We start from the raw sequence: 22,157 nt of genomic DNA, 5'->3' as shown, positions 1-22,157 counted from the left end.
GACGCGGCTTCAGCCGGCGGGCGCGGCGGCCCCGGTACGGCGATACACCAGATCCGCCACCACATGCCCGCGCTGCAGGCCGCGCCGCTCGAACTTGGTCTCGGGGCGCCAGGCCGGGCGCTCCGGGCGTGGCACGGGCCCCTCCGGCGCGAACCACTCGGTCGCCCCGGCCATCACCTCCTGCATGTGCTCGGCGTACTCCGCCCAGTCGGTGGCCAGATGCAGCCAGCCGCCCGGCCGGATCCAGCCCGCCAGCGCGCGCACGAACCCCGGCTGAACCAGGCGGCGCTTGTGATGGCGCTTCTTGTGCCAGGGATCGGGGAAGAAGATCTGCACGGTGTCGAGGCTGCCCGGCGCGAAATGCGCCTCCAGCAGCTCCACCGCATCGCGATCCGAGACCCGCAGGTTGGTCAGCCCCCGACGCTCGATCTCGCCCAGCAGGTGCCCGACCCCGGGGCGATGCACCTCGGTGCCGATGAAATCGCGCTCCGGCGCCGCGGCCGCCTGTTCGGCGAGGCTGTCGCCGTCGCCGAAACCGATCTCCAGGGTCACCGGCGCCTCGCGACCGAAGACCGCCGCCAGATCCAGCACTCCGGCGTCCGGCGCCGGATCCAGGCCGAAGCGCGGCCACAATTCATCCAGCGCCCGCTGCTGACCGGTGGTCAGCCGGCCCTCGCGGCGCACGAAGGAGCGCACGCGCCGATGGTGGGCCGGGCGCCCCCCGTCCCCGCCAGCGGGCCGACTGTCATGCGATTCGTGCGGGACCGTCATGAGCCGGCGAAGAACAGCCCGGTCTCGGGCGAGGAGGCCGAGGCATAGCGCCGCGCCGGCATGCGCCCGGCGCGCCATGCCTCGCGGCCCGCCACAATCGCGTGACGCATCGCATGGGCCATGCGCACCGGATCGTCGGCCGCGGCGATGGCGGTGTTCATCAATACGCCGTCGCAGCCCAGCTCCATCGCGATGGCCGCATCCGACGCGGTGCCCACCCCGGCATCCACCAGCACCGGCACCGACGCGTTCTCCACGATCTCGCGGATGTTGTAGCGGTTCTGGATCCCCAGACCCGAGCCGATGGGTGCGGCCAGCGGCATGATGGCCTGGCAACCGATGTCCTCCAGACGCTTCGCCAGCAGCGGATCGTCGGTGGTGTACACCATCACCTCGAAGCCCTCGTTCACCAGGGTCTCGGCGGCCTTCACCGTCTCGAACACGTCGGGGTACAGGGTCTTCTCGTCGCCCAGCACCTCCAGCTTGACCAGGTTGTGCCCGTCGAGCAGCTCGCGCGCCAGCCGGCAGGTGCGCACCGCATCCTCGGCGGAGTAGCAGCCGGCGGTGTTCGGCAGCAGGGTGTAGCGATCCGGCGGGACCACGTCCAGCAGGTTCGGCTCGTCGGGGTTCTGGCCGATGTTGGTGCGGCGGATCGCCACGGTCACGATCTCGGCCCCGCTGGCCTCGATCGCCTCGCGGGTCTGCTCCAGGTCACGGTACTTGCCCGTGCCCACCAGCAGACGGGACTGGAAACGGCGCTCGCCGACGTGAAACGGATCGTCGGCGGATCCGGCGGCCACCTGGCTCATGCATGCTCCTCGGTTATGGATTGCGGGATGCGGCAACGACCGCGGCAAGCCCACAAGAATATCAGCCCCCGCCGATTGCCTGAACGACCTCGACCCGATCCCCCTCCTGCAGACGCCGCTCGGCATGCTCGCTGCGGGGCACCAGGGTCTCGTTGACCTCGACGGCCAGGCGGCGGCCGGTCAGTCCGCGCAGCTCGATCAGGTCGGCCACTGTCGGCGGCTCCTGCTGCACCGGGATTTCACAGGCTTCTCCATTCAACTTGATCTGCATGGGGCACACCATTGGTGATTCGGGGTCGTTGTGAATCGGGCCCGTTGTGATCCGGGCATTGAGCCGGCGCGCCGGCACGCATACAATTTCGGGCCAGGCGGGTGTAGTTCAATGGTAGAACATCAGCTTCCCAAGCTGAGAACGTGGGTTCGATTCCCATCACCCGCTCCATCTTTTCCGCACGGATGCCGAATGTTCCTCCCGCCGAACAGCCCGGCGGTCGCGCATTCTACGGTATCCGCGCAGCCCCGCATCACGAACCGGAACTGGACTGGGTCCAATTCGCTGTTGTAACGTCTTAATCATGAAGACCGGAACCCACCAGACCGAGCTGCTGGACCCCGCCGACGCGCGGGCGCTGCTCCATGAATACCGGATCTCCCCGACCGAGCAGCGGGTGGAGATCGCGCGCCTGATGTTCGCGCGCAACCAGCACCTGAGCGCGGAGCACATCCTCGCCCGCCTGACGCGGCAGGAATCCCGGGTCTCCAAGGCCACGGTCTACAACACCCTCAAGCTGTTCGCCGAGAAGGGCCTGGTACGCGAGGTCGTGGTCGACCCGTCCCGGCTGTTCTACGACTCCAACCTCGAGCCGCACCACCACCTGTTCCATGTGGAAACCGGCGAACTCGAGGACGTCGCCCCCACTCATGTGGACGTACAGGACCTGCCCGCGCTGCCGGAGGGCACCAGCGTGCTGAGCGTCGACGTGATCATCCGCGTCGGCTCGGAACGGGACGGCGACGCGCACTGACCCGCCACCCCGGCCGCCCCGCCGGGGGATTGTTGGACTCGCCCGGCTCCGCTATGATGCCGCGTTCAGCCGGTGTAGCTCAGTTGGTAGAGCAATCGATTCGTAATCGATAGGTCGGAGGTTCGACTCCTCTCGCCGGCACCAGACCATTGAAAAGGGCCGGCACTGCGTGTGCCGGCCCTTTTTCGTTCCAGTTTCGTTCAGCGGGTTCCCGCCGGCAGGGCTTCCCAATGCGCCAGATGGGCCGCATGTGCCTGCCGGTTGTAGTCCTTCTGCGGAAAACCGACCCGCTCCATCAGCTCGTCCTCGCGCGCGAAATGCTCCCGATTGAACTCGACGAAGGCCGCAAACGCCTCCCGCACGGCGTTGTCGTCGCCCTCCTCGCGGGCCCGGCCCACGGCTTCCAGCAACCGGGCGGCTTCGTGGTGATCGTCGTTCATGAAGGCCTGCTCCAGCTCCGGAATCTTCAGGCTGCGCTGCACTTCACTCATGGCTCACTCCAGCATCGTCTACTCATGCGCATGGCCAATCGCGCCTTCCACCACCAGACGCCGCCAGCGGAAGAAGCCCTCGAGGTCGACCCGGTACGGACCCGGACCCATGTCGTCGGCCACGTACACGTGGATGCCCTGGATCTGCGTCCTTGCGTACCCGTCCTTTGAGCGCGGCGCGCCCGGCTCGGCCACCGGCACGCCCGCCTGGCCACCGCAGCAGCCGTGGCGGGCGGACAGTCTCAGCGTCATCTCGCCGCCCCGGCCGCCGAGCCAGTCGCGTGCCGCGTCACTGAGGGACACGGTGGTCACGTACCCGGCGCCTCGTTGTTGGTCGGGAACCAGTGGCGCGTGCGATTCGCGATGCGCACCAGCGCCAGCATCAGCGGCACCTCCACCAGCACGCCAACGACCGTCACCAGCGCCGCACCGGACTGCAGGCCGAACATCGCGATCGCGGCCGCCACGGCCAGCTCGAAGAAGTTACTGGCGCCGATCATCGCACCGGGGGCCGCCACCGCGTGGCGCACACGCCACGCCTTCGCCCAGTAATACGCAATGTAGAACACCAGAAAGGTCTGGATGATCAGCGGGATGGCGATCAGGAGGATATGCCCCGGATTGGCCAGGATGCGCTCGCCCTGGAACGCGAACAGCAGGACCAGCGTCACCAGCAACCCGATGGGCGTGACCGGGCCGATGCGTTTCATGAAGACGTTGTCGAACCACTCGATGCCCTTTCTGCGGATCAGCCAGATGCGCGACAGGTAGCCGGCCGCGAACGGGATCACGATGTACAGCAGCACCGACAGCGCGACCGTGTCCCACGGCACATGGATATCGGAGATCCCCAGCAGCAGGACCACGATGGGCGCGAAGGCGAACAGCAGGATGATGTCGTTCACCGCCACCTGCACCAGGGTGTAGGCCGCATCGCCGCGCGTGAGATAGCTCCAGACGAACACCATCGCGGTACACGGCGCAGCCCCCAGCAGGATCGCCCCGGCCAGGTACTCGCGGCCCAGATCCTCCGGGATCCACGCGGCGTAGACCACCATGAAGAAGAACCAGGCGATCGCGAACATGGTGAACGGCTTGATCAGCCAGTTCACCGAGGTGGTGACGGTCAGGCCCTTCGGCTCGCGGCGCACGCCGAGGATGGCGGAGAAATCGATCTGCACCATCATCGGGTAGATCATCGCCCAGATCAGGATGGCCACCGGGATGGAGACCTGCGCGTACTCCCATTGCGACAGCGTCTCCGGCACCGCGGGGAAGAACTGCCCCAGCGCAACGCCCGCCACGATGCACAGCGCCACCCACACACTCAGGAAGCGCTCGAACAGGCCCATGCCTTCTTTCGCCGAGATCTCCTCGGCGGACTGGTTGCGATCGTTCATGTCAGCAGGAGGTCTCCACCCCGGAAAGCTCGCACTCGCCCTCCTCGGCCGCACAGCAGTGCGCGGTCAGGTAGGCCACGAGATCCTGCATCGCGGCCAGGTCCGCCCGGTAACGCTGGTAACGCCCCTCCTGGGTCACGGTGACGAGGCCGGCCCGGGTCAGGGTCTTGAGGTGGAACGAAAGGTTGCTACGTGGCAGCTCCAGTTTCTCGGCGATCTCCCCGGCGACCAGCCCCTCGCGTCCGTGGCCAACCAGCAGGCGCACGATGTCCAGACGGACACCGGAGGCCAGCGACTCGAACATGGAGGTGGCGGTGAGCTTGTCCATGTTTCAATGGTTCAACGACTATTGAATCGTTGTCAACTAGCGCGCGGACATCGGACCGGAATCCCTGATGGAACCGCCGCGCCGGAGAGGAAACGACAGGCGGGGTAAGGGGCGCTCAGCGCGTGTCGCCGCGGATCACGGTCACGGGCGTGGCGGACTCGACCACAACCCGGCCGGGCCGGCTTTCGTCGAAGCGCACGCGGATGTGGCGGTCGATCAGCAGTTCGTTGTCGACCCACTGCACGCGGTGACCCGGCGCGTTGGCGACCAGGCGGATCTGCCCGTCGCAGCCGGCCTGCACCACGACGACCTCGATATCCGCACCCAGGCGGAAGGAATCGCCGACCTGCAGGTCAAGGGTCTCCATCGCGGGTGGCGCGCCGGACTCAGTGGCCGCGGCCGTTGCCGCGGGAACGCCCCGAGGACCCGCCGCGCCGGGGCCCGCCACGGCCGCCGCCGGGCCCGCCCCGCGGCTTGCGCTCGCGCGGCTGCGGCCGGGTCAGGTCCTGCGGCAGGGCAGCGCGATCGATATCGGCGGTGGGGATGCGTTCGCCGAGATAGCTCTCGATGTCCGGCAGGTAGAAGGCCGAGTCCTCGCAGCCGAAACTGATCGCATCGCCCTCGGCACCGGCGCGCGCGGTACGCCCGATGCGGTGCACGTAGTCCTCCCCGGACTGCGGCAGGTCGAAGTTGAAGACATGCGTGACCTCGGGGATGTGCAGCCCGCGGGCGGCCACGTCGGTGGCGACCAGGAAGGTGTATTCGCCGGCGGCAAAGCCCTGCAGGAGCTTCTGGCGCTTCTTCTGCGGCACGTCGCCCGACAGCAGTGCCGCCGCATGGCCGTTGGCATTCAGCCAGTCGGCTACCTTCTCCGCGCCGTGTTTGGTGTTGGAGAACACGATCGCGCGTTCCGGCCCAAGGTCGCGGGCCAGCCCCAACAGCAACGGGATTTTTTCCTCGTTGGCCGGGTAGTAGACCACCTGGCGCACGCGGTCGGCGGTCAGGGTCTCGGCCTCGACCTGGACCTTCTCCGGGTTGTTCATGTGCTCGTAGGCCAGCTCCATCACCCGGAACGACAGCGTCGCCGAGAACAGCATGGACAGCCGCTCCTTCGGCGGGGCACAGCGGCGCATCAGGAAGCGCACGTCCTTGATGAAGCCCAGATCGAACATGCGGTCGGCCTCGTCCAGCACCACCACCTCCGTGTGCTTGAGGCCGAAGACCTTCTGCCGGAAGTAGTCGATGATGCGGCCCGGCGTGCCGATCAGGATATCGGCGCCGGCGGCGAGCGCCTCCCGCTGACGATCGTAGTCGGTACCGCCGTAGGCCAGCGCCAGCTTCAGGCCGGTGTCGCCGCCCAGCAGCTCGGCGTCGCGGTGGATCTGGATCGCCAGCTCGCGGGTCGGGGCCAGGATCAGGGCGCGCACGTCGGTGGGGCGGCGCTGCTCAGCAGGGGCCTGGCGCAGCAGGCGATCAAAGGTCGCGATCAGGAAGGCGGCGGTCTTGCCGGTGCCGGTCTGCGCCTGCCCCGCCACATCCCGGCCCGCGAGAGCCACCGGCAGCGCCTTCGCCTGGATGGGGGTGCAGGTGTCGAACCCGGCCCGTCGCAGGCCCGCGCGCACCGCCTCGGGCAGATCGAAACGGTCAAATGCGGGCTCGGCGGACTCTTGCGCAGCGTCAGTCATGGGGCTCCCGGGCGGGCTTCACTGTTTTACTTGAACTTTCCCGTCATCTTCGTCGATAGTACGGCTTACGTGGTCCCGGGACAGACGGTGTTCCGCTGCTCCGGTTGACCGTGCCATACCAACGTCATGAGGACGCGGAGTGAGCGACAAGATCATTTATACATCGGACGCCAGTTTCGACGAGGATGTCCTGAAGTCCGACCAGCCGGTCCTGGTGGACTACTGGGCGGAGTGGTGCGGTCCCTGCAAGATGATCGCGCCGATTCTGGACGAAATCGCCGAAGAATACGCCGGCAAGGTCAAGGTTGCCAAACTGAACATCGACGACAACCCGTCGACGCCGCCGAAGTTCGGCATCCGCGGAATCCCGACGCTGATGCTGTTCAAGAACGGCGACGTGGAAGCCACCAAGGTGGGGGCGCTGTCCAAGTCGCAGCTGACCGCCTTCCTCGATCAGCACACCTGATCGGCCGCACGGCCAAATCCGGTCCCGCGCGGGGCGGGCTTGCAACCGCCGCCCGCCCCGCTTAACATTCCAGCGTTTCGTCGATCCCGGGCCTCTCCCGGAGTCGTCCCCTGCCCCGTCCATCTTTGCAATCCAGCGGCCACCCCCGGCCGCCGATCATCCACGTTGAGCACAGCGCCCCACGCATGAATCTGACCGAACTGAAGCGGATGACCGCCGCCGACATCGTTGGCCTCGCCGAAAAGCAGGGCATCGAGAACATGTCCCGCGCGCGCAAGCAGGACATCATCTTCGCCCTGCTCAAGTCCCATGCAAAAAGCGGCGAGGCCATTTACGGTGACGGCGTACTCGAGATCCTGTCCGACGGCTTCGGCTTTTTGCGCAGCCCGGATGCCTCGTACCAGGCCGGCCCCGACGACGTGTACGTCTCGCCCAGCCAGATCCGCCGCTTCGGCCTTCGCACCGGGGACACGGTCGCCGGCAAGATCCGCCCGCCCAAGGACAACGAACGCTACTTTGCGCTGCTGAAGGTCTCGGAGATCAACTTCGAGCCGCCGGAAAACGCCAAGCACAAGGTCCTGTTCGAGAACCTCACGCCGCTGCATGCCAATCACCGCATGCGCATGGAGCGCGGTAACGGCTCCACCGAGGACATCACCGCGCGCGTCATCGACATCGTCGCGCCGTTCGGCAAGGGCCAGCGCGGCCTGGTGGTCTCGCCGCCCAAGGCAGGCAAGACGCTGATGCTGCAGAACATCGCCCAGAGCATCGCGACCAACTACCCCGAGTGCTACCTGATCGTCCTGCTGGTGGACGAGCGCCCCGAGGAAGTCACCGAGATGGACCGCATGGTTCAGGGCGAGGTGGTCTCCTCCACCTTCGACGAACCCGCGCAGCGCCATGTTCAGGTGGCCGAGATGGTCATCGAGAAGGCCAAGCGTCTGGTCGAGCACAAGCGCGACGTCGTGATCCTGCTGGACTCCATCACCCGCCTGGCACGTGCCTACAACACCGTGGCGCCCAGTTCCGGCAAAGTGCTCACCGGCGGCGTGGACGCCAACGCCCTGCACCGCCCGAAGCGCTTCTTCGGCGCCGCGCGCAACGTCGAGGAGGGCGGCAGCCTGACCATCCTCGCCACGGCGCTGGTCGAGACCGGCTCCAAGATGGACGAGGTGATCTACGAGGAATTCAAGGGTACCGGCAACATGGAGGTGCACCTGGAGCGGCGCATCGCCGAGAAGCGGATCTACCCGGCGATCAACGTCAACCGCTCCGGCACCCGCCGCGAGGAACTGCTGACCGACCCGGAAGAACTGCAGAAGCTGTGGATCCTGCGCAAGTTCCTCCACGGCATGGACGACATCGAGGCGATGGAATTCCTGCTCGGCCGCATGCAGTCGTCCAAGACCAACTCCGAGTTCTTCGATCAGATGAAGCGCTCCTGACGTCGCGTCCGGGTGCGGGGGCCTTCAGTCGGACGCCCCGGAGTCCAGCGGCTCGAAATCGCGCAACCGGTCGAGCCGCCGCCACTGACGCCGTCCGTCGGCGTCGCTCAGGATCAGGTACTCCGCGCCGTGCCGGGTGCGCAGATCCAGCGGCCGCACCCGCACCACCCGGTCCATCCCGTGCCACTGCCAGCGGATCCGCAGCGACCGCCCGTGCATGATGCACAGCTCCAGCTCGGAGTACCGCTCGCAGGAAATGGGCACGTAGTCCGGCGCCATCACATCAACTCTCCCGCTGCGCCTCCACGACCGGTGGTTCGTCATCGCCTCCGGACAGGCGGCGGAACACGATGGGCGAACAGCACACGCCGCAATCCTCCACCCAGGACTGCTCCTCGCTGACCATATCCACCGTGATCTCGCCCGGTTCCCCGCACCAGGGACACACAAACGCCACGAATTCGATCAGTCGGGTCATCGGGACACCTCCCAGGCGGTATCGGCCGCCTCCGGCAGAAAGCTTTCCAGCACATCATTCAGAAACTGCAGCCCCTCCTCCGTGGCACGCAGCACACCGCTTCCGGCGGGATCCATCAGGCCGCGCTGGCGCGCACGCCCCAGCCCGGGCTCCAGAGCCGTCAGGGGCAGCCCGGTACGCTCGCGAAACAGCGCCTCGGGCACCCCCTCCACCAGCCGCAGGGCGTTCAGCATGAACTCGAACGGCCGTTCGCGCGGCGCTACCGGCGTGTCCTGCCCTCCGGCCGGATCGGCCATGTAGGCCTGCGGCTGGCGCGGCCGCGCGCGGCGGATGATCGCCCCGTCGTGCATCTGCGTAAGCTTGCCGTGGGCACCGGCACCAATGCCGAGATAGTCGCCAAAGGTCCAGTAATTGAGATTGTGCCGGCATGTCTCACCCACCCTCGCGTAAGCGGACACCTCGTAGCGAGTATAGTCGGCCTCCACGAGACGCGATCTGCCGGCGGCAAACAATTCCGCAATCGCATCGTCCTCCGGGAGTTCCGGTGGCCGGGCGGCGAAAAGGGTGTTGGGCTCCAGCGTGAGCTGGTACCAGGAGATGTGCTCGGGCCGCTGCGCGATCGCCGCTTCCAGATCCGCCATACCCTGCGCCACCGACTGCCCCGGCAGACCGAACATCAGATCCAGGTTGATCCGTTCGAAACCCGCCGCCCGGGCATGTTCCACCGCCGCGGCCGCCTCTTCGGGCCCGTGGATGCGACCGAGACGCTGCAGCATCGCGCCGTCGAAGCTCTGCACCCCCAGCGACAGCCGGTTGATCCCCGCCTCGCGGTAGCCACGGAAGAAATCGCGGTCGGCGGTACCGGGGTTGGCCTCCAGCGTAATCTCCACATCCGGGCGCAGCGGCAGCAGGGCACGCAGCCCGGACATCAGCTCCGCCATCGCCTCGGGCGGGAACAGGCTGGGCGTCCCGCCGCCGATGAACACGCTCTCGATGCGCCGCCCCCAGACCTCGGGCAGCTGCGCCTCCAGATCGCGCAGCAGGGCGGCCACATAGGCATCGAACGGGGGCTCGCCGCCGCGGGGTTCGTGGGAGTTGAAATCACAGTACGGGCACTTGCGCACGCACCACGGCAGGTGCACGTACAGCGCCAGCGGAATCGGGGTATCGAAACTCGGGGTCATGCCGGGAGCATAGCCCCCGGCTCAGCTCCCGGCACGTTCCCGCAGGGCCTCGCCCAGTTTCTGCAGCGCGCGGGCCCGATGACTGAGCCGGTTCTTCTCCTCCGGCGCCAGCTCGGCCGAGGTGCAGCCGTGTTCCGGCAGCTCGAACAGCGGATCGTAGCCGAACCCGCCTCCGCCGGACGGTGCCGTGGCGATGCGCCCGCGCCACACACCCTCGGCGATCAGCGGGGCGGGGTCGTCGGCGTGGCGCAGGAACACCACCACCGCGCGGAAGCCGGCGCCGCGACGCTCCGGCGGCACGTCCGCCAGCGCATCCAGCAGCTTCGCGTTGTTGGCGGCATCGGCGCCGTCGCCGCTCTCCCCGGCATAGCGCGAGGAGTAGATCCCCGGTGCACCACCCAGGGCATCCACCTCCAGCCCCGAGTCGTCGGCCACCGCCGCCAGCCCGGTATGCCGGGCCGCGTTGCGCGCCTTCAGCAGCGCGTTCTCGACGAAGGTCAGGCCGGTCTCGTCGGCCTCGGGCACGCCCAGTTCGGTCTGCGTGACCACGTCCATGCCCAGCGGCTCCAGCAGCGCCGCCAGCTCGCGCCGCTTGCCCGGGTTGCCGGTCGCCAGGACCACGCGCTGCGCCGTCACGCCCTCAGCCCTCGCCCAGGACCGCGCGCTGCGCGTCGATGATGGTACGGATGCCCTTCTCGCCCAGATCCAGCATGCGGTCCAGCTCGTCGCGGCGGAACGCGTGGCCCTCGGCGGTGCCCTGGATCTCGATCACCCCGCCGGCCTCGTTCATCACCAGGTTCAGGTCGGTCTCGGCGGCGGAGTCTTCGTCGTAGTCGAGATCCAGCACCGGCGTGCCGTGGAAGATCCCAACCGACACCGCGGCCAGCTGGCCATGCAGCGGATCCTTCTTCAGCAGGCCGATCTCGCGCCCGTGGGCTACCGCGTCACGCAGGGCCACGCAGGCACCCGAGATGGACGCGGTGCGGGTCCCGCCGTCGGCCTGGATCACGTCACAGTCGACGATGATCTGGCGCTCGCCCAGCGCCTCCTGGTCCACCACCGCGCGCAGGGCGCGTCCGATCAGGCGCTGGATCTCCATGGTGCGTCCGCCCAGCTTGCCGCGTGCCGCCTCGCGCGCCATGCGGTCATGGGTGGAGCGCGGCAGCATGCTGTACTCGGCGGTGACCCAGCCCTTGCCCTTGCCCTTGAGCCAGGGCGGCACGCGGGGCTCGATGGTGGCGTTGCACAGCACCCGGGTGTCGCCGAATTCCACCAGCACCGAGCCTTCGGCATGGCGGGTGAAGTGCCGGGTAAAACGGACCGGGCGCATCTCGTCGGGCTGTCGGCCGCTGGGGCGCATGGCGATTCCTTGCTAAATTTGTCGGGCGCGCAGTATACGGGAGACCGGGGGGCGCGGCGCCAGCCCCGCCCGCTCCGACCCCGTGCGGCGCCCACCGCCCCGAACCACCGGACCCGCCCGCATGCAGCGCTTTCGCATCCGCCTGGACATCTCCCCGGACATGATGGAGGAGTACTACGCCGGGCGCTCCACCACCGTATTCGCGATCTCCGAGGGCGGCGTCAGCGTCCAGTTCCCGGCGCGGCTGCTGCGCCCGTACATGACCCACGAGGGCATCCACGGCCTGTTCGAGCTGATCACCGACGGCGAATTCCGCCTGCAGGATTTCCGCCGGCTGGGCCCTTGAATTCTCCGGGCCGCCCCCCATCTCGGTTTATGAGTCAACAAGACACCCGAAGAAGGAGGGGATTGCCATGAACATGATGCGTTACGAACCCTGGAGCCTGCTCAACCAGCTCTCGCGCGAACTCGGCCGCCTGCCCGAGGTACCCGGCGGGGATGACTCGGTGAGCGCGGCCGACTGGAGCCCCGCAGTGGATATCCGCGAGGAGGCCGATGCCTACGTGCTGCATGCCGACGTACCCGGCGTGGACCCGAAGGATATCGAACTGCACATGGAAAACGGCGTGCTGACCCTGCGCGGCGAGCGCAAGTACGAGAACGAGGAAGAGAAGGAAGGCTACAAGCGCGTGGAGCGCATGCGTGGCACCTTCTTCCGTCGGTTCTCGCTGCCGGATACTGCCGATGCGGAGAACATTTCCGCGCGCAGCCAGAACGGCGTGCTCGAAGTGCGCATTCCCAAGCAGGCCAAGGTGCAGCCGCGCCGGATCGAGATCGACAGCTGATCCGCATTCGGCTGCGTCCCCGGCCGCGGCCGGGGCGCGGGCCTTCCAGCGGGCGCTGCCGGCGCGAGCGGGCAGCGCCTTTTGGTTGGTGCCGGTGGCACCCGAATCCCGGGTATGATGGCCCGGGATTCGGGTGGTACCCGAACGCGAATGCATACCCGCCGGCCTTGCCGGCCGCCGAAGGGGTTCCGACTCGAGGCAGGAGATGGAATACAAGGATTACTACAAGATCCTGGGCGTGGACCGTAACGCCAGCCAGGACGAGATCAAGAAGGCCTACCGCAAGCTGGCGCGCAAGTACCACCCCGACGTCAGCAAGGATCCGCAGGCCGAGACGCGCATCAAGGAGGTCAACGAGGCCTACGAGGCCCTCGGGGACCCGGAGAAGCGCAAGGCCTACGACCAGCTGGGCGCCAACTGGCGCCAGGGGCAGGACTTCCGGCCGCCGCCGGGCTGGGACGGCTGGACCGGAGCCGGTGCCGGGGCCGGCGGGCGTGCGCGCAGCGGCAGCGCCGATTTCGGCGGCTTCTCCGATTTCTTCGAATCGATCTTCGGTGGCGGCGGGGCGGCCGGCGGGCGCCGGCGCGGCTTCGACGTGCGCGGGGCGGACCGCGAGGGCGTGGTGGAGGTCACCCTCGACCAGGCCCTGCACGGCGCGGAGCTGTCGGTGACCGACCCGCGCGGACGCCCGCAGCGGGTGCGCATCCCCGCCGGCGCCAAGGACGGCTCGCGCGTACGGGTACGCGGCCAGGGCGACCCCGGCGTCGGCAACGGTGCCCCGGGCGACCTGCTGCTGGAGATCCGCATCAAGCCCGACCCGCACTACCGGGTAGACGGACGGGATCTCTACCGCGACATTCCGATCACCCCGTGGGAGGCCGCACTGGGCGCCACCATCGAGGCCCCGACCCCACACGGACCGGTCAACCTGAAGGTGCCGAAGGGTTCGCAGTCGGGCAAGCAGGTGCGGCTCAAGGGCAGGGGTCTGCCCGGCAAGACCCCGGGCGACCTGTACCTGCGGCTGATGATCCATGTCCCGCCGGAGGACGAGGCCGGCGAGTGGTACGAGAAGATGGCCAGGTCGTCGAGCTTCAACCCGCGCGAGCTGCTCGAAGGCTGAGCGGGCACTGGCCCGGACGGCCGGTCAGTGCCGGTCAGGCCGGGGTGTTACGTTCCACCCACCGGCTGCTGCCGTCGGCCAGACGCTCGCGCTTCCAGAACGGGGCCTCGTGCTTGAGCCGTTCCAGGATCTCGCTGCAGGCATCGCGGGCGGCGCCGCGGTGCGCCGACCAGGTCGCCACCAGCACCAGCGCATCGCCCGGGCTCACTTCACCCACCCGATGCGCGACATGCACGCCCAGCAGCGGCCAGCGCGCGCGGGCAGCCTCCACGATGCGCTCCAGTTCCTGCTCGGTCATGCCCGGATAGTGCTCCAGGAACAGGCCGGTCACCGCGTCGTCCTCGTTGAAGTCGCGCATGCGCCCGACGAACACGCTGGCCGCGCCACGCGCCTCGGCCGGGATCGCCTGCTCCGCCTCGCGCAGCAGCGCCCACGGATCGAAGTCCTCGTGGTGGATCGCGACCGTCATGTTCAGCCCCCGGTGACCGGCGGGAAGAAGGCGACCTCGTCGCCGTCGCGCACCGGGGCATCCAGACCGGCGCGGTGCTGATTCACCGCGCTCATCAGGCGCGGAGGCGGCGGTTCGCCGTGCAGGTATTCCCACAGCCCGGCCACGGTGACCTCATCGCCGGGAAGTTCCGGCTGGTCGCCCTCACGCCCCAGTTCCTCGCGCAGACGCGCGAAATACAGCACTTTTACCGCCATGCAGACCCTACACGTATGGCTTCCAAACAAGCATTATACTCGGGATGAACGAATTCACCCATTTTGACGCCCGGGGCCATGCCCACATGGTGGATGTCGGCGAGAAGGCCGTCAGCCACCGCGTGGCCGTTGCCGAGGGCCGCATCCGCATGCAGCCGGAGACCCTGCAGAAGGTCCGCGAAGGCAATCATTCCAAAGGGGATGTTCTCGGCATTGCCCGCATTGCCGGTATCATGGGGGCCAAGCGTACCGGAGACCTGATCCCGTTGTGCCACCCCATCGGACTCAGCCGCGCGGCGGTGGAGTTCGAACTGGAGGATGACGCCGTGGTGGCCCGCGCCACCTGCGAGGTGCACGCCGTTACCGGCGTGGAGATGGAGGCCCTGACCGCCGTCTCCACCGCCCTGCTCACCATCTACGACATGTGCAAGGCCGTGGACCGGGGCATGGCGCTGGAAGGGGTCCGGCTTCTGGAGAAACACGGCGGTCGCAGCGGGTCGTGGACGGCCCCCGACCGGCAAGGAGATTCCTGAACATGAAATGGATCAAGCGCCTGTTTGGCCTGATCGGCATCCTGATCCTCGTGGTGATCGTGGTCGCCGCGTATCTGCTGGTGACGTTCGACGCCAACGACTACAAGGAGCGCATCGAGGCCGAGGTGCACGAGCAGACCGGCCGCGAACTCGAGCTGGCCGGGGACGTCAGTCTGACGCTGTTCCCCAATCTCGGCCTGCGTCTCGAGGACGTGCGCTTCGGCAACGCCGAGGGCTTCGGCGACGAACCCTTTGCCACCCTGGACGTGGTCGACGTGGCGGTGGCGGTGGTGCCGCTGCTGCGGCGCGAGCTGGATGTCCGTCAGGTTGTGGGCGAGGGCGTGCACCTGAACCTCGCGCGTGACGAGGACGGCCGCAACAACTGGGACGACCTGGCCGCGCGTGCGGACGAGGCGCGCGACGAGGCGGTGGCCGGCAACGGCGAAGAGGAACGCACCCCCACCGAATCGCGTCTGGCCATGGAGCGCATCGACATCGCCGGCATCACCCTGCGCGGGGCCCGGGTGGTGTGGGACGACGCCCAGAGCGGGCTGCGGGCGGTACTCGACCCATTCAACCTGAACGTCGGCCGGTTCCAGCCCGGGATGGAGACCCCGCTGGAGATCACCGCCGAGCTGGAGGCGGACGGCGGCCCGCTGGAAGAGGCCCTGTCGACGCGGCTCCAGCTCGACGGCCTGCTGAACCTCGACCTGCTGAACAACCGCTATGCGGTGCGCCGCATGTCGATGCTGCTGAACGCCGAGGGCGGGCCGCTGCCGCGGGCCATGGACATGAGCTTCGACAGTGACGTGGCGGTGGAGGTCGACGAAGACGACGCCCGCCTGCGCATGGACCGCCTGATCCTGGGCATGCTCGACGTGACCGTCACCGGGCGCGCGCAGGTCGGCAACCTGACCGGCGACACCCCGGAACTGCGCGGCGAACTGCGCTCCAGCACCTTCAACCCGCGCCACGTGTTCGAGGAGCTGGGTCTGGAGGCACCGGCCACCACCGATCCCGAGGCCATGCAGCGGGTCGCCTTCGAGCTCGAAGGCGGGGGCACGCCGGCCGAACTGGAACTCTCCCGCTTCCTGTTCACGCTGGACGACACCACCCTCAGCGGCAGCGCCACCCTGAACAACACCGGGGACCGGCCACACTTCGGCTTCGAGCTGCGCGGCAACCAGATCAACCTCGACCGCTACCTCCCGCCAGAGGTGGAAGAAGCGCGGACCGAGGGTGACCGCAACGACGAGGACGAAGCCGAGGCCGAAGAACTGCGCATCGAGCTGCCGATGGAGGCCCTGCGCGCGCTGGACGTGGACGGGCAACTGATGCTGGACGAGCGCCTCCAGCTCCTCGGTCTGGAGCTGCGCAACATCGAGCTCGAGGTCCGGGCCCGTGAAGGCGACTGGGTCATCGACCCGCTGAGCGGCGATGCCTACGCGCCCGACGACGCCGGCGACGATGACGGCCGCATCACCAGCCGCATCCAGCTCGACGCCTCCGGAGACCAACCACGTTACGGCCTGCAGGCCGACCTGACGCGCCTCGACATCGGCGCCCTGCTCGAAGACCTGCAGGACGACGACGCACGGCTGCTGGGCATCGGCAACCTGAGCCTGGACATCAACACCCGCGGCGAGGCCCTGTCCGACCTCAAGGCCAACCTCAATGGCGACGGCAACATGCGCTTCGAGGACGGCGCGGTGCGCGGCATCAACATCGCCGACATCATCCGTCGCGCCGAGGCCCGCCTGCGTGGCGAAGAGTACGAATCGGACGAACCGCGCGAGACCGACTTCAGCGAGATCGCCGGCAGCTTCCGCATCAACGACGGCGTCGTCTCCAATGACGACCTCGAGGGCAGCTCGCCCCTGCTGCGCGTGACCGGCGAGGGCAGCGCGGACCTCAACGACGAGTCCCTCGACTACCGCGTGAACGCCACGCTGGTAGACACCCTGGAAGGCCAGGGAGGGCGCAAGCTGGAAGACCTTGAAGGGGTCCGCCTGCCGATTCGCATCCGCGGGACTTTCTCCGATCCGAGCTTCCGCCTCGATCTCGAATCCATCGTCCGCGCACGCGCCGCTGAGGAACTGGGTGTGGACGAGGACGAGCTGCGCGACGAGGCCAGCCGGCGCCTGCTGGAACGCCTCGGCGTCTCCCGCGAGGAGGAGGAAGAGGACGATAACGGGGAAGAACCCGACACGGACGAAGACGAGGAAGAAGCAGAGCGCACCCTCGAGGAAGAAGCCGAGGAACGGCTGCGCGACCTCTTCAACTGACGCCTCGACCCACCGCACCCCCGGGGCCCCATGCCCCGGGGCGCACGCCTTCCCGCCCTGTCTGCATGCAACCCTTCGCCGAACGCCTGCTGGACTGGTTCGACCACCACGGCCGCCACGACCTCCCCTGGCAGCACCCGCGCACCCCTTACCGCGTGTGGGTGTCCGAGATCATGCTGCAGCAGACCCGGGTCGAGACCGTCATCCCGTATTTCGAGCGCTTCACCGCGCGCTTCCCGGACGTGCAGAGCCTGGCCGCCGCCCCCGTGGACGACGTCCTCGCCCTGTGGGCGGGCCTCGGCTACTACGCCCGCGCCCGCAACCTGCACCGCTGTGCCCGCGTGGTGGTGGAAGACCACGACGGCCATTTCCCGCGCGAACGCGCAGCGCTGGAAGCCCTGCCCGGCATCGGGCGCTCCACCGCCGCCGCCATCCTCGCCCAGGCACACGATGCCCCCGAGGCCATCCTCGACGGCAACGCCAAACGCGTGCTCGCCCGCCACGCTGCGGTGGACGGCTGGCCCGGCAGCACCGCCAGCCAGAAGACCCTGTGGCGCGAGGCCGAGGCCCGCACCCCCGCCAGCCGCTGCGCCGACTATACCCAGGCGATCATGGATCTGGGCGCACTGGTGTGCACCCGCAGCCGCCCCGACTGCGCCGCCTGCCCGGTGGCCGAAGACTGCGGCGCCCGCCTGCAGGACCGCACCGCCGAACTGCCGCACCCGCGGCCGAAACGCGAGCGCCCGACACGTACGCGCTGGGCCGCCCTGCTGCACGCGCCCGAGGGCATCTACCTCGAACAGCGCCCGCCCAGCGGGATCTGGGGCGGACTGTACACCCTGCCCGAGGCCGAAGACCCGGAACGGCTGGAGGCCTGGGTGCGCAGCCACTGGCCGCGCGCCGAGGCGCTGGATGGCGATGCGCTGAGCCACGGCTTCAGCCACTACCAGCTCGACCTGCGCGTGCAGCGCTACCGCCTCCCGTCGGGCGAGTGCGGGATCATGGATGCCCCGGGGGTGATCTGGTATAAACCGGGCCAGTCGCGGCCGGCAGGCATCCCGGCCCCCATACAAGGCTTACTGCAAAGCGAAAAGGATTCCGGCCATGGCACGAACCGTTAACTGCGTAAAACTCGGCAAAGAGGCCGAAGGCCTGGATTTCCCGCCCTACCCGGGCGAGATGGGCAAGAAGATCTACCTCAACGTCTCCAAGGAGGCCTGGAATGCCTGGCTGAGCCACCAGACCATGCTCATCAACGAGTATCGCCTGACCCCGGTGGACCCCAAGGCCCGCAAGTTCCTCGAAGAGGAAATGGAGAAGTTCCTGTTCGGCGAAGGCTCGGAAAAGCCCGAAGGCTTCGTCGACCCCAACCAGTCCTGAAGCCGGCGCCGGGGCCCACCCTTGACGTGAGCGCCCCGGCCCGCTTTAATATCGCCCTTCGCCTCACGGCGAACCTCGCAGCAAGCCAGTACTGGCCGGGTAGCTCAGTCGGTAGAGCAGGGGATTGAAAATCCCCGTGTCGGCGGTTCGATTCCGTCCCCGGCCACCATTTCCCCTTCCGCAGTCGTCCTCTCGCATCCGCATCCCGCGCAGGCTGCTGAACCTCCCTTGCAGGCGCCTCCCGGGCATGCCCCTCGAACACGTCCCCGTACGGCTGTTACGTTGCAGCTGTCAGACGCCTTTCAATCCCCCAAACGGAGCGCGACCATGGATATCGAACATCACGATCTGGCCCATGAATTTCCCGAACTGAAAGAACGGATTCACGAGCTGAAAACGCAGGACGACCACTTCCGCAAGCAGTTCGAACGCTACGGCAGCCTCACCAAGGAAATCGAACGCCTGGAAAAGGAAGGCGTGCCCGTCTCCGACATCACGTTCGAGGAAAAGAAGAAAGAACGCCTCGCACTGAAGGATGAGCTGTACCGGATGCTCACGGCCTGAGGTCCGGCCCCTTTCGCCGAGGGCCAGCGGCCCCGTCAATCGCGCTCAATGGTGGTATCGGCGGGAGATGATGGTGATGGACGAACCGTCCACGGCACAGACCAGGCGATGGGTGTCATCAATACGGTGCGACCAGAAACCAGCCAGGTTCTCCTTGAGAGGTTCCGGCGTGCCAATACCTTCCAGTGGTGACCGCTTCACATCCGCGATCAACTTGTTGATCCGCCCGAGGGGCTTCCGATCCTGGGCTTGCCAGCAGATGTAGTCGTTCCATGCTTCGTCGGTCCAGCAAAGAAGCCGACTACTCATCCCCGCCTACCAGCTCACGCTCGGTGGCCTTTCCTGCCTTGTATTGCGCAATGGACTTGTTGAGATGCTCGGCATTCGCCGGGGAACGCAGAAGATGCACGGTCTCCATCAGGCTGTTGTAGTAATCCAGCGACATCCGTCCACAATGCGCTGAGTCACAAACTCAACAGGCGAAATCGTACGGGTGTTGCGGTGGCTCGGCCGGGTGGATCCAGGCGGAGCGGCCCCGGCTCCACTGCCAGGCGGCCCATGCCGCGGCACAGGCCGCCACCGAGTGGACATCGTGACCGGCCTGGTCACACCGTGAAGGGGACGGCTGCAAAGGTCTCGAGTGTCTCCCAGGTGCCGGAGTGGCTTCACGGCGAGGAAGACACCCTGCATGGTGATGCCCTACATAGGCGGATTGCCCCAATTTCCTTCCCCAAGACGCTTTGGGAGGATACATGGAGCCGGATACAGGGCTATTGAACAGCACTTTCCCAACCGGGAGGGGCGTCCATGCCCCTTGCCTTTACTCCGCCGCTTGTCCGCGCAACCTTTTACGGCGAATCAGACCCAAGCCAGCGACCCCGGCAGCCATCAAGATCCATGTGGCAGGTACCGGAACCTCGGCAACCTCACCGAAATCCGCTTCGCCAAGAGTGAACTCCCGGCCTTCAAAATCTGATGACTCAGCCGTCAGAGCGAACGAGTCAATGTACATGTCGTCGTCCGCCTGAAAGTCGATATTGGCGAAATCTGGAGCGATAGATTCCGATCCAATGAGAAACCAAGGGATGTTAAAAGTGGCCGTGATATCGGTCCAGCCGTCCTCATCGGTCGACAAGGTTTCATCTCCGCTTACTCTATCGTTCGGAGCCTCTAGCTCCAGATCAAGATCTCCTCCGGCCTGACCGAAAACAGTGAAGCTCGCCGTCACGGGGTCTCCGTCGAACAACTCCGGTGACGAAATATCAAACTCATCGCCTACAAGGGTAGATCCGCCCTCGATGAACGCCGCCCCGCGGTCACCCGGTGCGTCATCCACGATCTCTCCGGTTCCGTCCACGGACCATGTAGGATCATCTTCCAGAGAGGTTATCGGAGCGGCGGCTGCTGTGTGCATCCAGAACATGGCGAGAGCCGACGCGGTGGCGAGCCGGGCAACCATGGGGGCAAATCGGTATTTTTCGATCATACAACCTCCTCGAATTAACGTGCTTTGCACAGCGTAACGTTTCAAGCAAACTTCAGGCCAAATTCTTTAATGGCTCTCCCAGCCAGCAACTTACGCCATGTTTTGTCGGGTGTCGCACTGGTCCTTCCGTCGGAGCAGATTGCACTGTAAATTCGATCGACAGCGCGTGTTGTTCGTAACCTGAAGCACGGCGGAGCGCCGTCTTGAGGTGACCTTCGAGATGCCCCCACTGGCCGAGCGCGATACACAAGCTCCCGTTTTACTGGTAGGTCATCCGCCGTCGAAGGCCGGTGCGTGGCGTATTTCCGGGCTTGCCGGAGGCCCCGTCCGGGCTTTTCGTCTACTGCCAGGCGGGCGGGCTAACGGACGCTCCGCTGTGGATTCACGATCTGGACCTGATGCCGCCCTGGTCTTCGCCGTCCCGTTCACTCCCGGAGCTGGAGCCTCCAGACCCAACAGCAGACATCCAGGGGCACTCCTTCCTTCTTTGGGCCCGGATGCCCGGCTTCCTGTCAGAAAGCGAACAGCGCGAACCACTTGGCCACGCCGTATGGCGTCGGTTCCTCCGCCGTTGACGCGCCCGTCATGTGCGTTAGCCGTTTTGCGCACTGCCGCACTGACCCGTGGGGAACGTGTCCCGGCGACCCCCACAAAGGATTGAAAATCCGCCCGCCGTAAGCTGCGGCGTGCGCTACCTGCACCCCCTTACCGGCGTCCGGTCACTTGTTGCTACGCAAGTCCCGTGTGGGTGCGATGGCAGCCTATGTAGTCATCGCAAGCGAGCCGCAACGCGTAGCGAGAAGGGCTGTCCGTTCGGCGACGGCGGTATGCATAAGGCGGTCAAACAGCGGGTGCAGCAGCACGGCACGACTGCTGCCCCGGGTTGAAGTGTCAAAAACGCAGCTCCGCGGGCGCGATAGGCGCGCGTGACAGGTTCATCTCAGGTTTTTCTGCAGACATTGATCGAACCAAAACGAAAATTCTTAATGAAAAATCAAGGCCTTGACGGCTCCACACAACGCCCCCGGCCACAATTTCCGTCCCGTTCCGCATCGCGCACACGACTCTCGGAGACATCCTCCGCTTGGTGGGTGCCGCTGCGCCTTCGCGCCGTTCAGCAGGCGAAATCGTACGGGTGTTGCGGTGGCTCGGCCGGGTGGATCCAGGCGGAGCGGCCCCGGCTCCACTGCCAGGCGGCCCATGCCGCGGCGCAGGCCGCCACTGAATGGTCGCTGGCCTCGGCGAGATCGCGCACCCCGTCCAGACCCTGTCGATCCAGCCAGGCCAGTAGTTGCCGTCGCGCGTCCGCCGCGTGCTTCATCGCCTTCAGGGTCTCGACCGAAGCCCCGCCCAGCGCCATGGCGACCGTGGGGTGCACCTCCGCCACGCGTGCATCCGGGCGCTCGGTGGCGAGCATGCGGCTGACCGCAACACCGCGGAGCGTCAGGTAGCTCATCCGCGGCGCGGAAGGCGCCATCACGGTGCCGGCCGGCAGGCCCCATTCCACCGCCAGTTGGCGCAGCGACCGGTCGGAGGTGCGGCTCCCCCCGGCGGGCGAATACGACAGGGGTGCATCCAGCCCCACCACCGCCGCAGCCGGCACACGGTCCAGGATCGCCTGATCATCCGCCCCCGCAAGCAGCTCCTGCAGCCGGAGCGCCCCGCCGCGCTCGGCGAAAACGGCGACGGACGTCTGCCCGGCACTCCCGGGCCCGGACAGATCCACCCCCACGATCCACTGCCCCATGCGGTCTCCTTTGGCCGGCTTCGAACGCGCCAGGCCGCGAGCGTTCTTTT

Annotated in this window: 29 protein-coding genes, 3 tRNA genes and 4 pseudogenes; 15 read left to right on the top strand and 21 right to left on the bottom strand. The window is 67.2% G+C overall.

Annotation, left to right across the window (positions count from 1 at the left end; genetic code table 11):
* Positions 1–9 precede the first annotated feature (9 nt).
* The 3 genes from trmB to thiS all read right to left on the bottom strand — a co-directional run bounded on the left by trmB (position 10) and on the right by thiS (position 1,851).
* Entirely contained in the window at positions 10–771 is a 762-nt protein-coding gene (gene trmB / locus D571_RS0112000; protein WP_018936935.1) for a tRNA (guanosine(46)-N7)-methyltransferase TrmB, read from the bottom strand.
* Entirely contained in the window at positions 768–1,580 is an 813-nt protein-coding gene (locus tag D571_RS0111995) for a thiazole synthase (protein ID WP_018936934.1), read from the bottom strand. Before D571_RS0111995 ends, trmB begins: the two co-directional genes overlap by 4 nt.
* Positions 1,581–1,641: 61 nt before the next feature.
* Positions 1,642–1,851, bottom strand: a complete 210-nt coding sequence (gene thiS / locus D571_RS0111990) for a sulfur carrier protein ThiS (protein ID WP_026287824.1) — start codon at positions 1,849–1,851, stop codon at positions 1,642–1,644.
* 97 nt (positions 1,852–1,948) lie between these two features.
* Between thiS and D571_RS0111985 the strand changes: the two genes are divergently transcribed.
* The 3 genes from D571_RS0111985 to D571_RS0111975 all read left to right on the top strand — a co-directional run bounded on the left by D571_RS0111985 (position 1,949) and on the right by D571_RS0111975 (position 2,749).
* Positions 1,949–2,022 (top strand) — tRNA-Gly (locus tag D571_RS0111985).
* Positions 2,023–2,155: 133 nt separating this feature from the next.
* Positions 2,156–2,605 (top strand): Fur family transcriptional regulator, encoded by a 450-nt coding sequence (locus D571_RS0111980; protein ID WP_018936932.1) that lies wholly within the window; start codon positions 2,156–2,158, stop codon positions 2,603–2,605.
* Positions 2,606–2,673: 68 nt separating this feature from the next.
* A tRNA-Thr gene (locus D571_RS0111975) sits at positions 2,674–2,749 on the top strand.
* A gap of 65 nt (positions 2,750–2,814) precedes the next feature.
* On the opposite strand, the pseudogene D571_RS13775 reads toward D571_RS0111975, so the two are convergent.
* The 6 genes and pseudogenes from D571_RS13775 to D571_RS0111945 form a co-directional block, all read right to left on the bottom strand.
* A pseudogene (locus tag D571_RS13775) lies at positions 2,815–3,096 on the bottom strand (hypothetical protein); the annotation flags it as partial.
* Between the two features lie 18 nt (positions 3,097–3,114).
* On the bottom strand, positions 3,115–3,408 hold the full coding sequence (locus tag D571_RS0111965; RefSeq protein WP_018936930.1) for a CC/Se motif family (seleno)protein: 294 nt from the start codon (positions 3,406–3,408) through the stop codon (positions 3,115–3,117).
* Positions 3,405–4,496 carry an ACR3 family arsenite efflux transporter gene (arsB, locus tag D571_RS0111960; protein WP_018936929.1) on the bottom strand — a complete coding sequence of 364 codons (1,092 nt, stop codon included), beginning with the start codon at positions 4,494–4,496 and terminating at the stop codon, positions 3,405–3,407. The genes D571_RS0111965 and arsB overlap by 4 nt, the downstream gene beginning before the upstream one ends.
* Before the next feature lies 1 nt (position 4,497).
* On the bottom strand, positions 4,498–4,824 hold the full coding sequence (locus D571_RS0111955) for a helix-turn-helix transcriptional regulator (protein WP_018936928.1): 327 nt from the start codon (positions 4,822–4,824) through the stop codon (positions 4,498–4,500).
* Positions 4,825–4,939: 115 nt separating this feature from the next.
* Positions 4,940–5,191: a hypothetical protein gene (locus D571_RS0111950; protein WP_018936927.1), complete on the bottom strand. Its 252-nt coding sequence runs from the start codon at positions 5,189–5,191 to the stop codon at positions 4,940–4,942.
* Positions 5,192–5,210: 19 nt separating this feature from the next.
* Positions 5,211–6,509 carry a DEAD/DEAH box helicase gene (locus D571_RS0111945; RefSeq protein WP_018936926.1) on the bottom strand — a complete coding sequence of 433 codons (1,299 nt, stop codon included), beginning with the start codon at positions 6,507–6,509 and terminating at the stop codon, positions 5,211–5,213.
* A 139-nt stretch (positions 6,510–6,648) separates the two neighbouring features.
* Between D571_RS0111945 and trxA the strand changes: the two genes are divergently transcribed.
* A complete protein-coding gene (gene trxA, locus D571_RS0111940; protein ID WP_018936925.1) occupies positions 6,649–6,975 on the top strand; it encodes a thioredoxin TrxA in 327 nt (108 codons plus the stop codon).
* A gap of 185 nt (positions 6,976–7,160) precedes the next feature.
* Complete coding sequence (rho, locus tag D571_RS0111935; protein ID WP_018936924.1) at positions 7,161–8,420, top strand: transcription termination factor Rho; 1,260 nt, start codon at positions 7,161–7,163, stop codon at positions 8,418–8,420.
* Between the two features lie 24 nt (positions 8,421–8,444).
* Here the strand turns inward: rho and D571_RS0111930 are convergent, their stop codons facing one another.
* Genes D571_RS0111930 through rph form a run of 5 tightly spaced genes read right to left on the bottom strand, consistent with a single transcriptional unit; the run spans position 8,445 to position 11,442 of the window.
* Positions 8,445–8,699 (bottom strand): hypothetical protein, encoded by a 255-nt coding sequence (locus D571_RS0111930; RefSeq protein ID WP_018936923.1) that lies wholly within the window; start codon positions 8,697–8,699, stop codon positions 8,445–8,447.
* Between the two features lie 4 nt (positions 8,700–8,703).
* On the bottom strand, positions 8,704–8,898 hold the full coding sequence (locus tag D571_RS0111925; RefSeq protein ID WP_018936922.1) for a CPXCG motif-containing cysteine-rich protein: 195 nt from the start codon (positions 8,896–8,898) through the stop codon (positions 8,704–8,706).
* Entirely contained in the window at positions 8,895–10,082 is a 1,188-nt protein-coding gene (gene hemW / locus D571_RS0111920; RefSeq protein WP_018936921.1) for a radical SAM family heme chaperone HemW, read from the bottom strand. The genes D571_RS0111925 and hemW overlap by 4 nt, the downstream gene beginning before the upstream one ends.
* Before the next feature lie 21 nt (positions 10,083–10,103).
* Positions 10,104–10,718, bottom strand: coding sequence for an RdgB/HAM1 family non-canonical purine NTP pyrophosphatase (gene rdgB / locus D571_RS0111915; RefSeq protein ID WP_018936920.1), 615 nt, complete (start codon positions 10,716–10,718; stop codon positions 10,104–10,106).
* A 4-nt stretch (positions 10,719–10,722) separates the two neighbouring features.
* Positions 10,723–11,442: a ribonuclease PH gene (gene rph / locus D571_RS0111910; RefSeq protein ID WP_018936919.1), complete on the bottom strand. Its 720-nt coding sequence runs from the start codon at positions 11,440–11,442 to the stop codon at positions 10,723–10,725.
* A gap of 121 nt (positions 11,443–11,563) precedes the next feature.
* Between rph and D571_RS0111905 the strand changes: the two genes are divergently transcribed.
* The 3 genes from D571_RS0111905 to D571_RS0111895 all read left to right on the top strand — a co-directional run bounded on the left by D571_RS0111905 (position 11,564) and on the right by D571_RS0111895 (position 13,407).
* Positions 11,564–11,788 (top strand): DUF2835 family protein, encoded by a 225-nt coding sequence (locus D571_RS0111905; RefSeq protein ID WP_018936918.1) that lies wholly within the window; start codon positions 11,564–11,566, stop codon positions 11,786–11,788.
* 67 nt (positions 11,789–11,855) lie between these two features.
* Positions 11,856–12,287: an Hsp20/alpha crystallin family protein gene (locus tag D571_RS0111900; protein WP_018936917.1), complete on the top strand. Its 432-nt coding sequence runs from the start codon at positions 11,856–11,858 to the stop codon at positions 12,285–12,287.
* Between the two features lie 205 nt (positions 12,288–12,492).
* Positions 12,493–13,407 carry a DnaJ C-terminal domain-containing protein gene (locus tag D571_RS0111895; RefSeq protein ID WP_018936916.1) on the top strand — a complete coding sequence of 305 codons (915 nt, stop codon included), beginning with the start codon at positions 12,493–12,495 and terminating at the stop codon, positions 13,405–13,407.
* A gap of 34 nt (positions 13,408–13,441) precedes the next feature.
* On the opposite strand, the gene D571_RS0111890 is transcribed toward D571_RS0111895, so the two are convergent.
* Together D571_RS0111890 and D571_RS0111885 are read right to left on the bottom strand one after the other, a co-directional pair.
* Positions 13,442–13,876, bottom strand: a complete 435-nt coding sequence (locus D571_RS0111890) for a molybdenum cofactor biosynthesis protein MoaE (RefSeq protein ID WP_018936915.1) — start codon at positions 13,874–13,876, stop codon at positions 13,442–13,444.
* 2 nt (positions 13,877–13,878) lie between these two features.
* Positions 13,879–14,112 (bottom strand): MoaD/ThiS family protein, encoded by a 234-nt coding sequence (locus tag D571_RS0111885; RefSeq protein WP_018936914.1) that lies wholly within the window; start codon positions 14,110–14,112, stop codon positions 13,879–13,881.
* A gap of 44 nt (positions 14,113–14,156) precedes the next feature.
* Here D571_RS0111885 and moaC point away from each other — a divergent pair, with 44 nt between their 5' ends.
* From moaC to D571_RS0111855, 6 genes are all read left to right on the top strand, one after another.
* Positions 14,157–14,645 (top strand): cyclic pyranopterin monophosphate synthase MoaC, encoded by a 489-nt coding sequence (moaC, locus tag D571_RS0111880; RefSeq protein WP_018936913.1) that lies wholly within the window; start codon positions 14,157–14,159, stop codon positions 14,643–14,645.
* A 2-nt stretch (positions 14,646–14,647) separates the two neighbouring features.
* Entirely contained in the window at positions 14,648–16,930 is a 2,283-nt protein-coding gene (locus D571_RS0111875) for an AsmA family protein (protein ID WP_018936912.1), read from the top strand.
* 65 nt (positions 16,931–16,995) lie between these two features.
* Positions 16,996–18,051 carry an A/G-specific adenine glycosylase gene (mutY, locus tag D571_RS0111870; RefSeq protein WP_018936911.1) on the top strand — a complete coding sequence of 352 codons (1,056 nt, stop codon included), beginning with the start codon at positions 16,996–16,998 and terminating at the stop codon, positions 18,049–18,051.
* Entirely contained in the window at positions 18,035–18,310 is a 276-nt protein-coding gene (locus D571_RS0111865; RefSeq protein WP_018936910.1) for an oxidative damage protection protein, read from the top strand. Before mutY ends, D571_RS0111865 begins: the two co-directional genes overlap by 17 nt.
* Positions 18,311–18,403: 93 nt before the next feature.
* Positions 18,404–18,479, top strand: a tRNA-Phe gene (locus D571_RS0111860).
* 158 nt (positions 18,480–18,637) lie between these two features.
* Positions 18,638–18,874 carry a YdcH family protein gene (locus D571_RS0111855; protein ID WP_018936909.1) on the top strand — a complete coding sequence of 79 codons (237 nt, stop codon included), beginning with the start codon at positions 18,638–18,640 and terminating at the stop codon, positions 18,872–18,874.
* Positions 18,875–18,919: 45 nt separating this feature from the next.
* Here the strand turns inward: D571_RS0111855 and D571_RS14160 are convergent, their stop codons facing one another.
* The 3 genes and pseudogenes from D571_RS14160 to D571_RS14330 form a co-directional block, all read right to left on the bottom strand.
* Positions 18,920–19,183, bottom strand: coding sequence for a Txe/YoeB family addiction module toxin (locus tag D571_RS14160; RefSeq protein ID WP_083916903.1), 264 nt, complete (start codon positions 19,181–19,183; stop codon positions 18,920–18,922).
* A pseudogene (locus D571_RS14155) lies at positions 19,176–19,322 on the bottom strand (type II toxin-antitoxin system Phd/YefM family antitoxin); the annotation flags it as partial. The pseudogene D571_RS14155 and the gene D571_RS14160, both read right to left, overlap by 8 nt.
* 24 nt (positions 19,323–19,346) lie before the next feature.
* A pseudogene (locus D571_RS14330) lies at positions 19,347–19,463 on the bottom strand (DUF429 domain-containing protein); the annotation flags it as partial.
* Here D571_RS14330 and D571_RS14480 point away from each other — a divergent pair.
* A pseudogene (locus tag D571_RS14480) lies at positions 19,461–19,573 on the top strand (IS5/IS1182 family transposase); the annotation flags it as partial. The pseudogenes D571_RS14330 and D571_RS14480 overlap by 3 nt on opposite strands.
* Before the next feature lie 121 nt (positions 19,574–19,694).
* On the opposite strand, the gene D571_RS0111845 reads toward D571_RS14480, so the two are convergent.
* A complete protein-coding gene (locus tag D571_RS0111845) occupies positions 19,695–20,360 on the bottom strand; it encodes a PEP-CTERM sorting domain-containing protein (RefSeq protein WP_018936907.1) in 666 nt (221 codons plus the stop codon).
* Positions 20,361–21,474: 1,114 nt separating this feature from the next.
* Positions 21,475–22,107: a DUF429 domain-containing protein gene (locus D571_RS0111840; RefSeq protein ID WP_018936906.1), complete on the bottom strand. Its 633-nt coding sequence runs from the start codon at positions 22,105–22,107 to the stop codon at positions 21,475–21,477.
* Between the last annotated feature and the right edge of the window lie 50 nt (positions 22,108–22,157).

Source organism: Thioalkalivibrio sp. ALJ24, from assembly GCF_000377785.1.
Taxonomy (GTDB): domain Bacteria; phylum Pseudomonadota; class Gammaproteobacteria; order Ectothiorhodospirales; family Ectothiorhodospiraceae; genus Thioalkalivibrio.
This window is presented reverse-complemented; position numbering and strand designations above follow the sequence as displayed.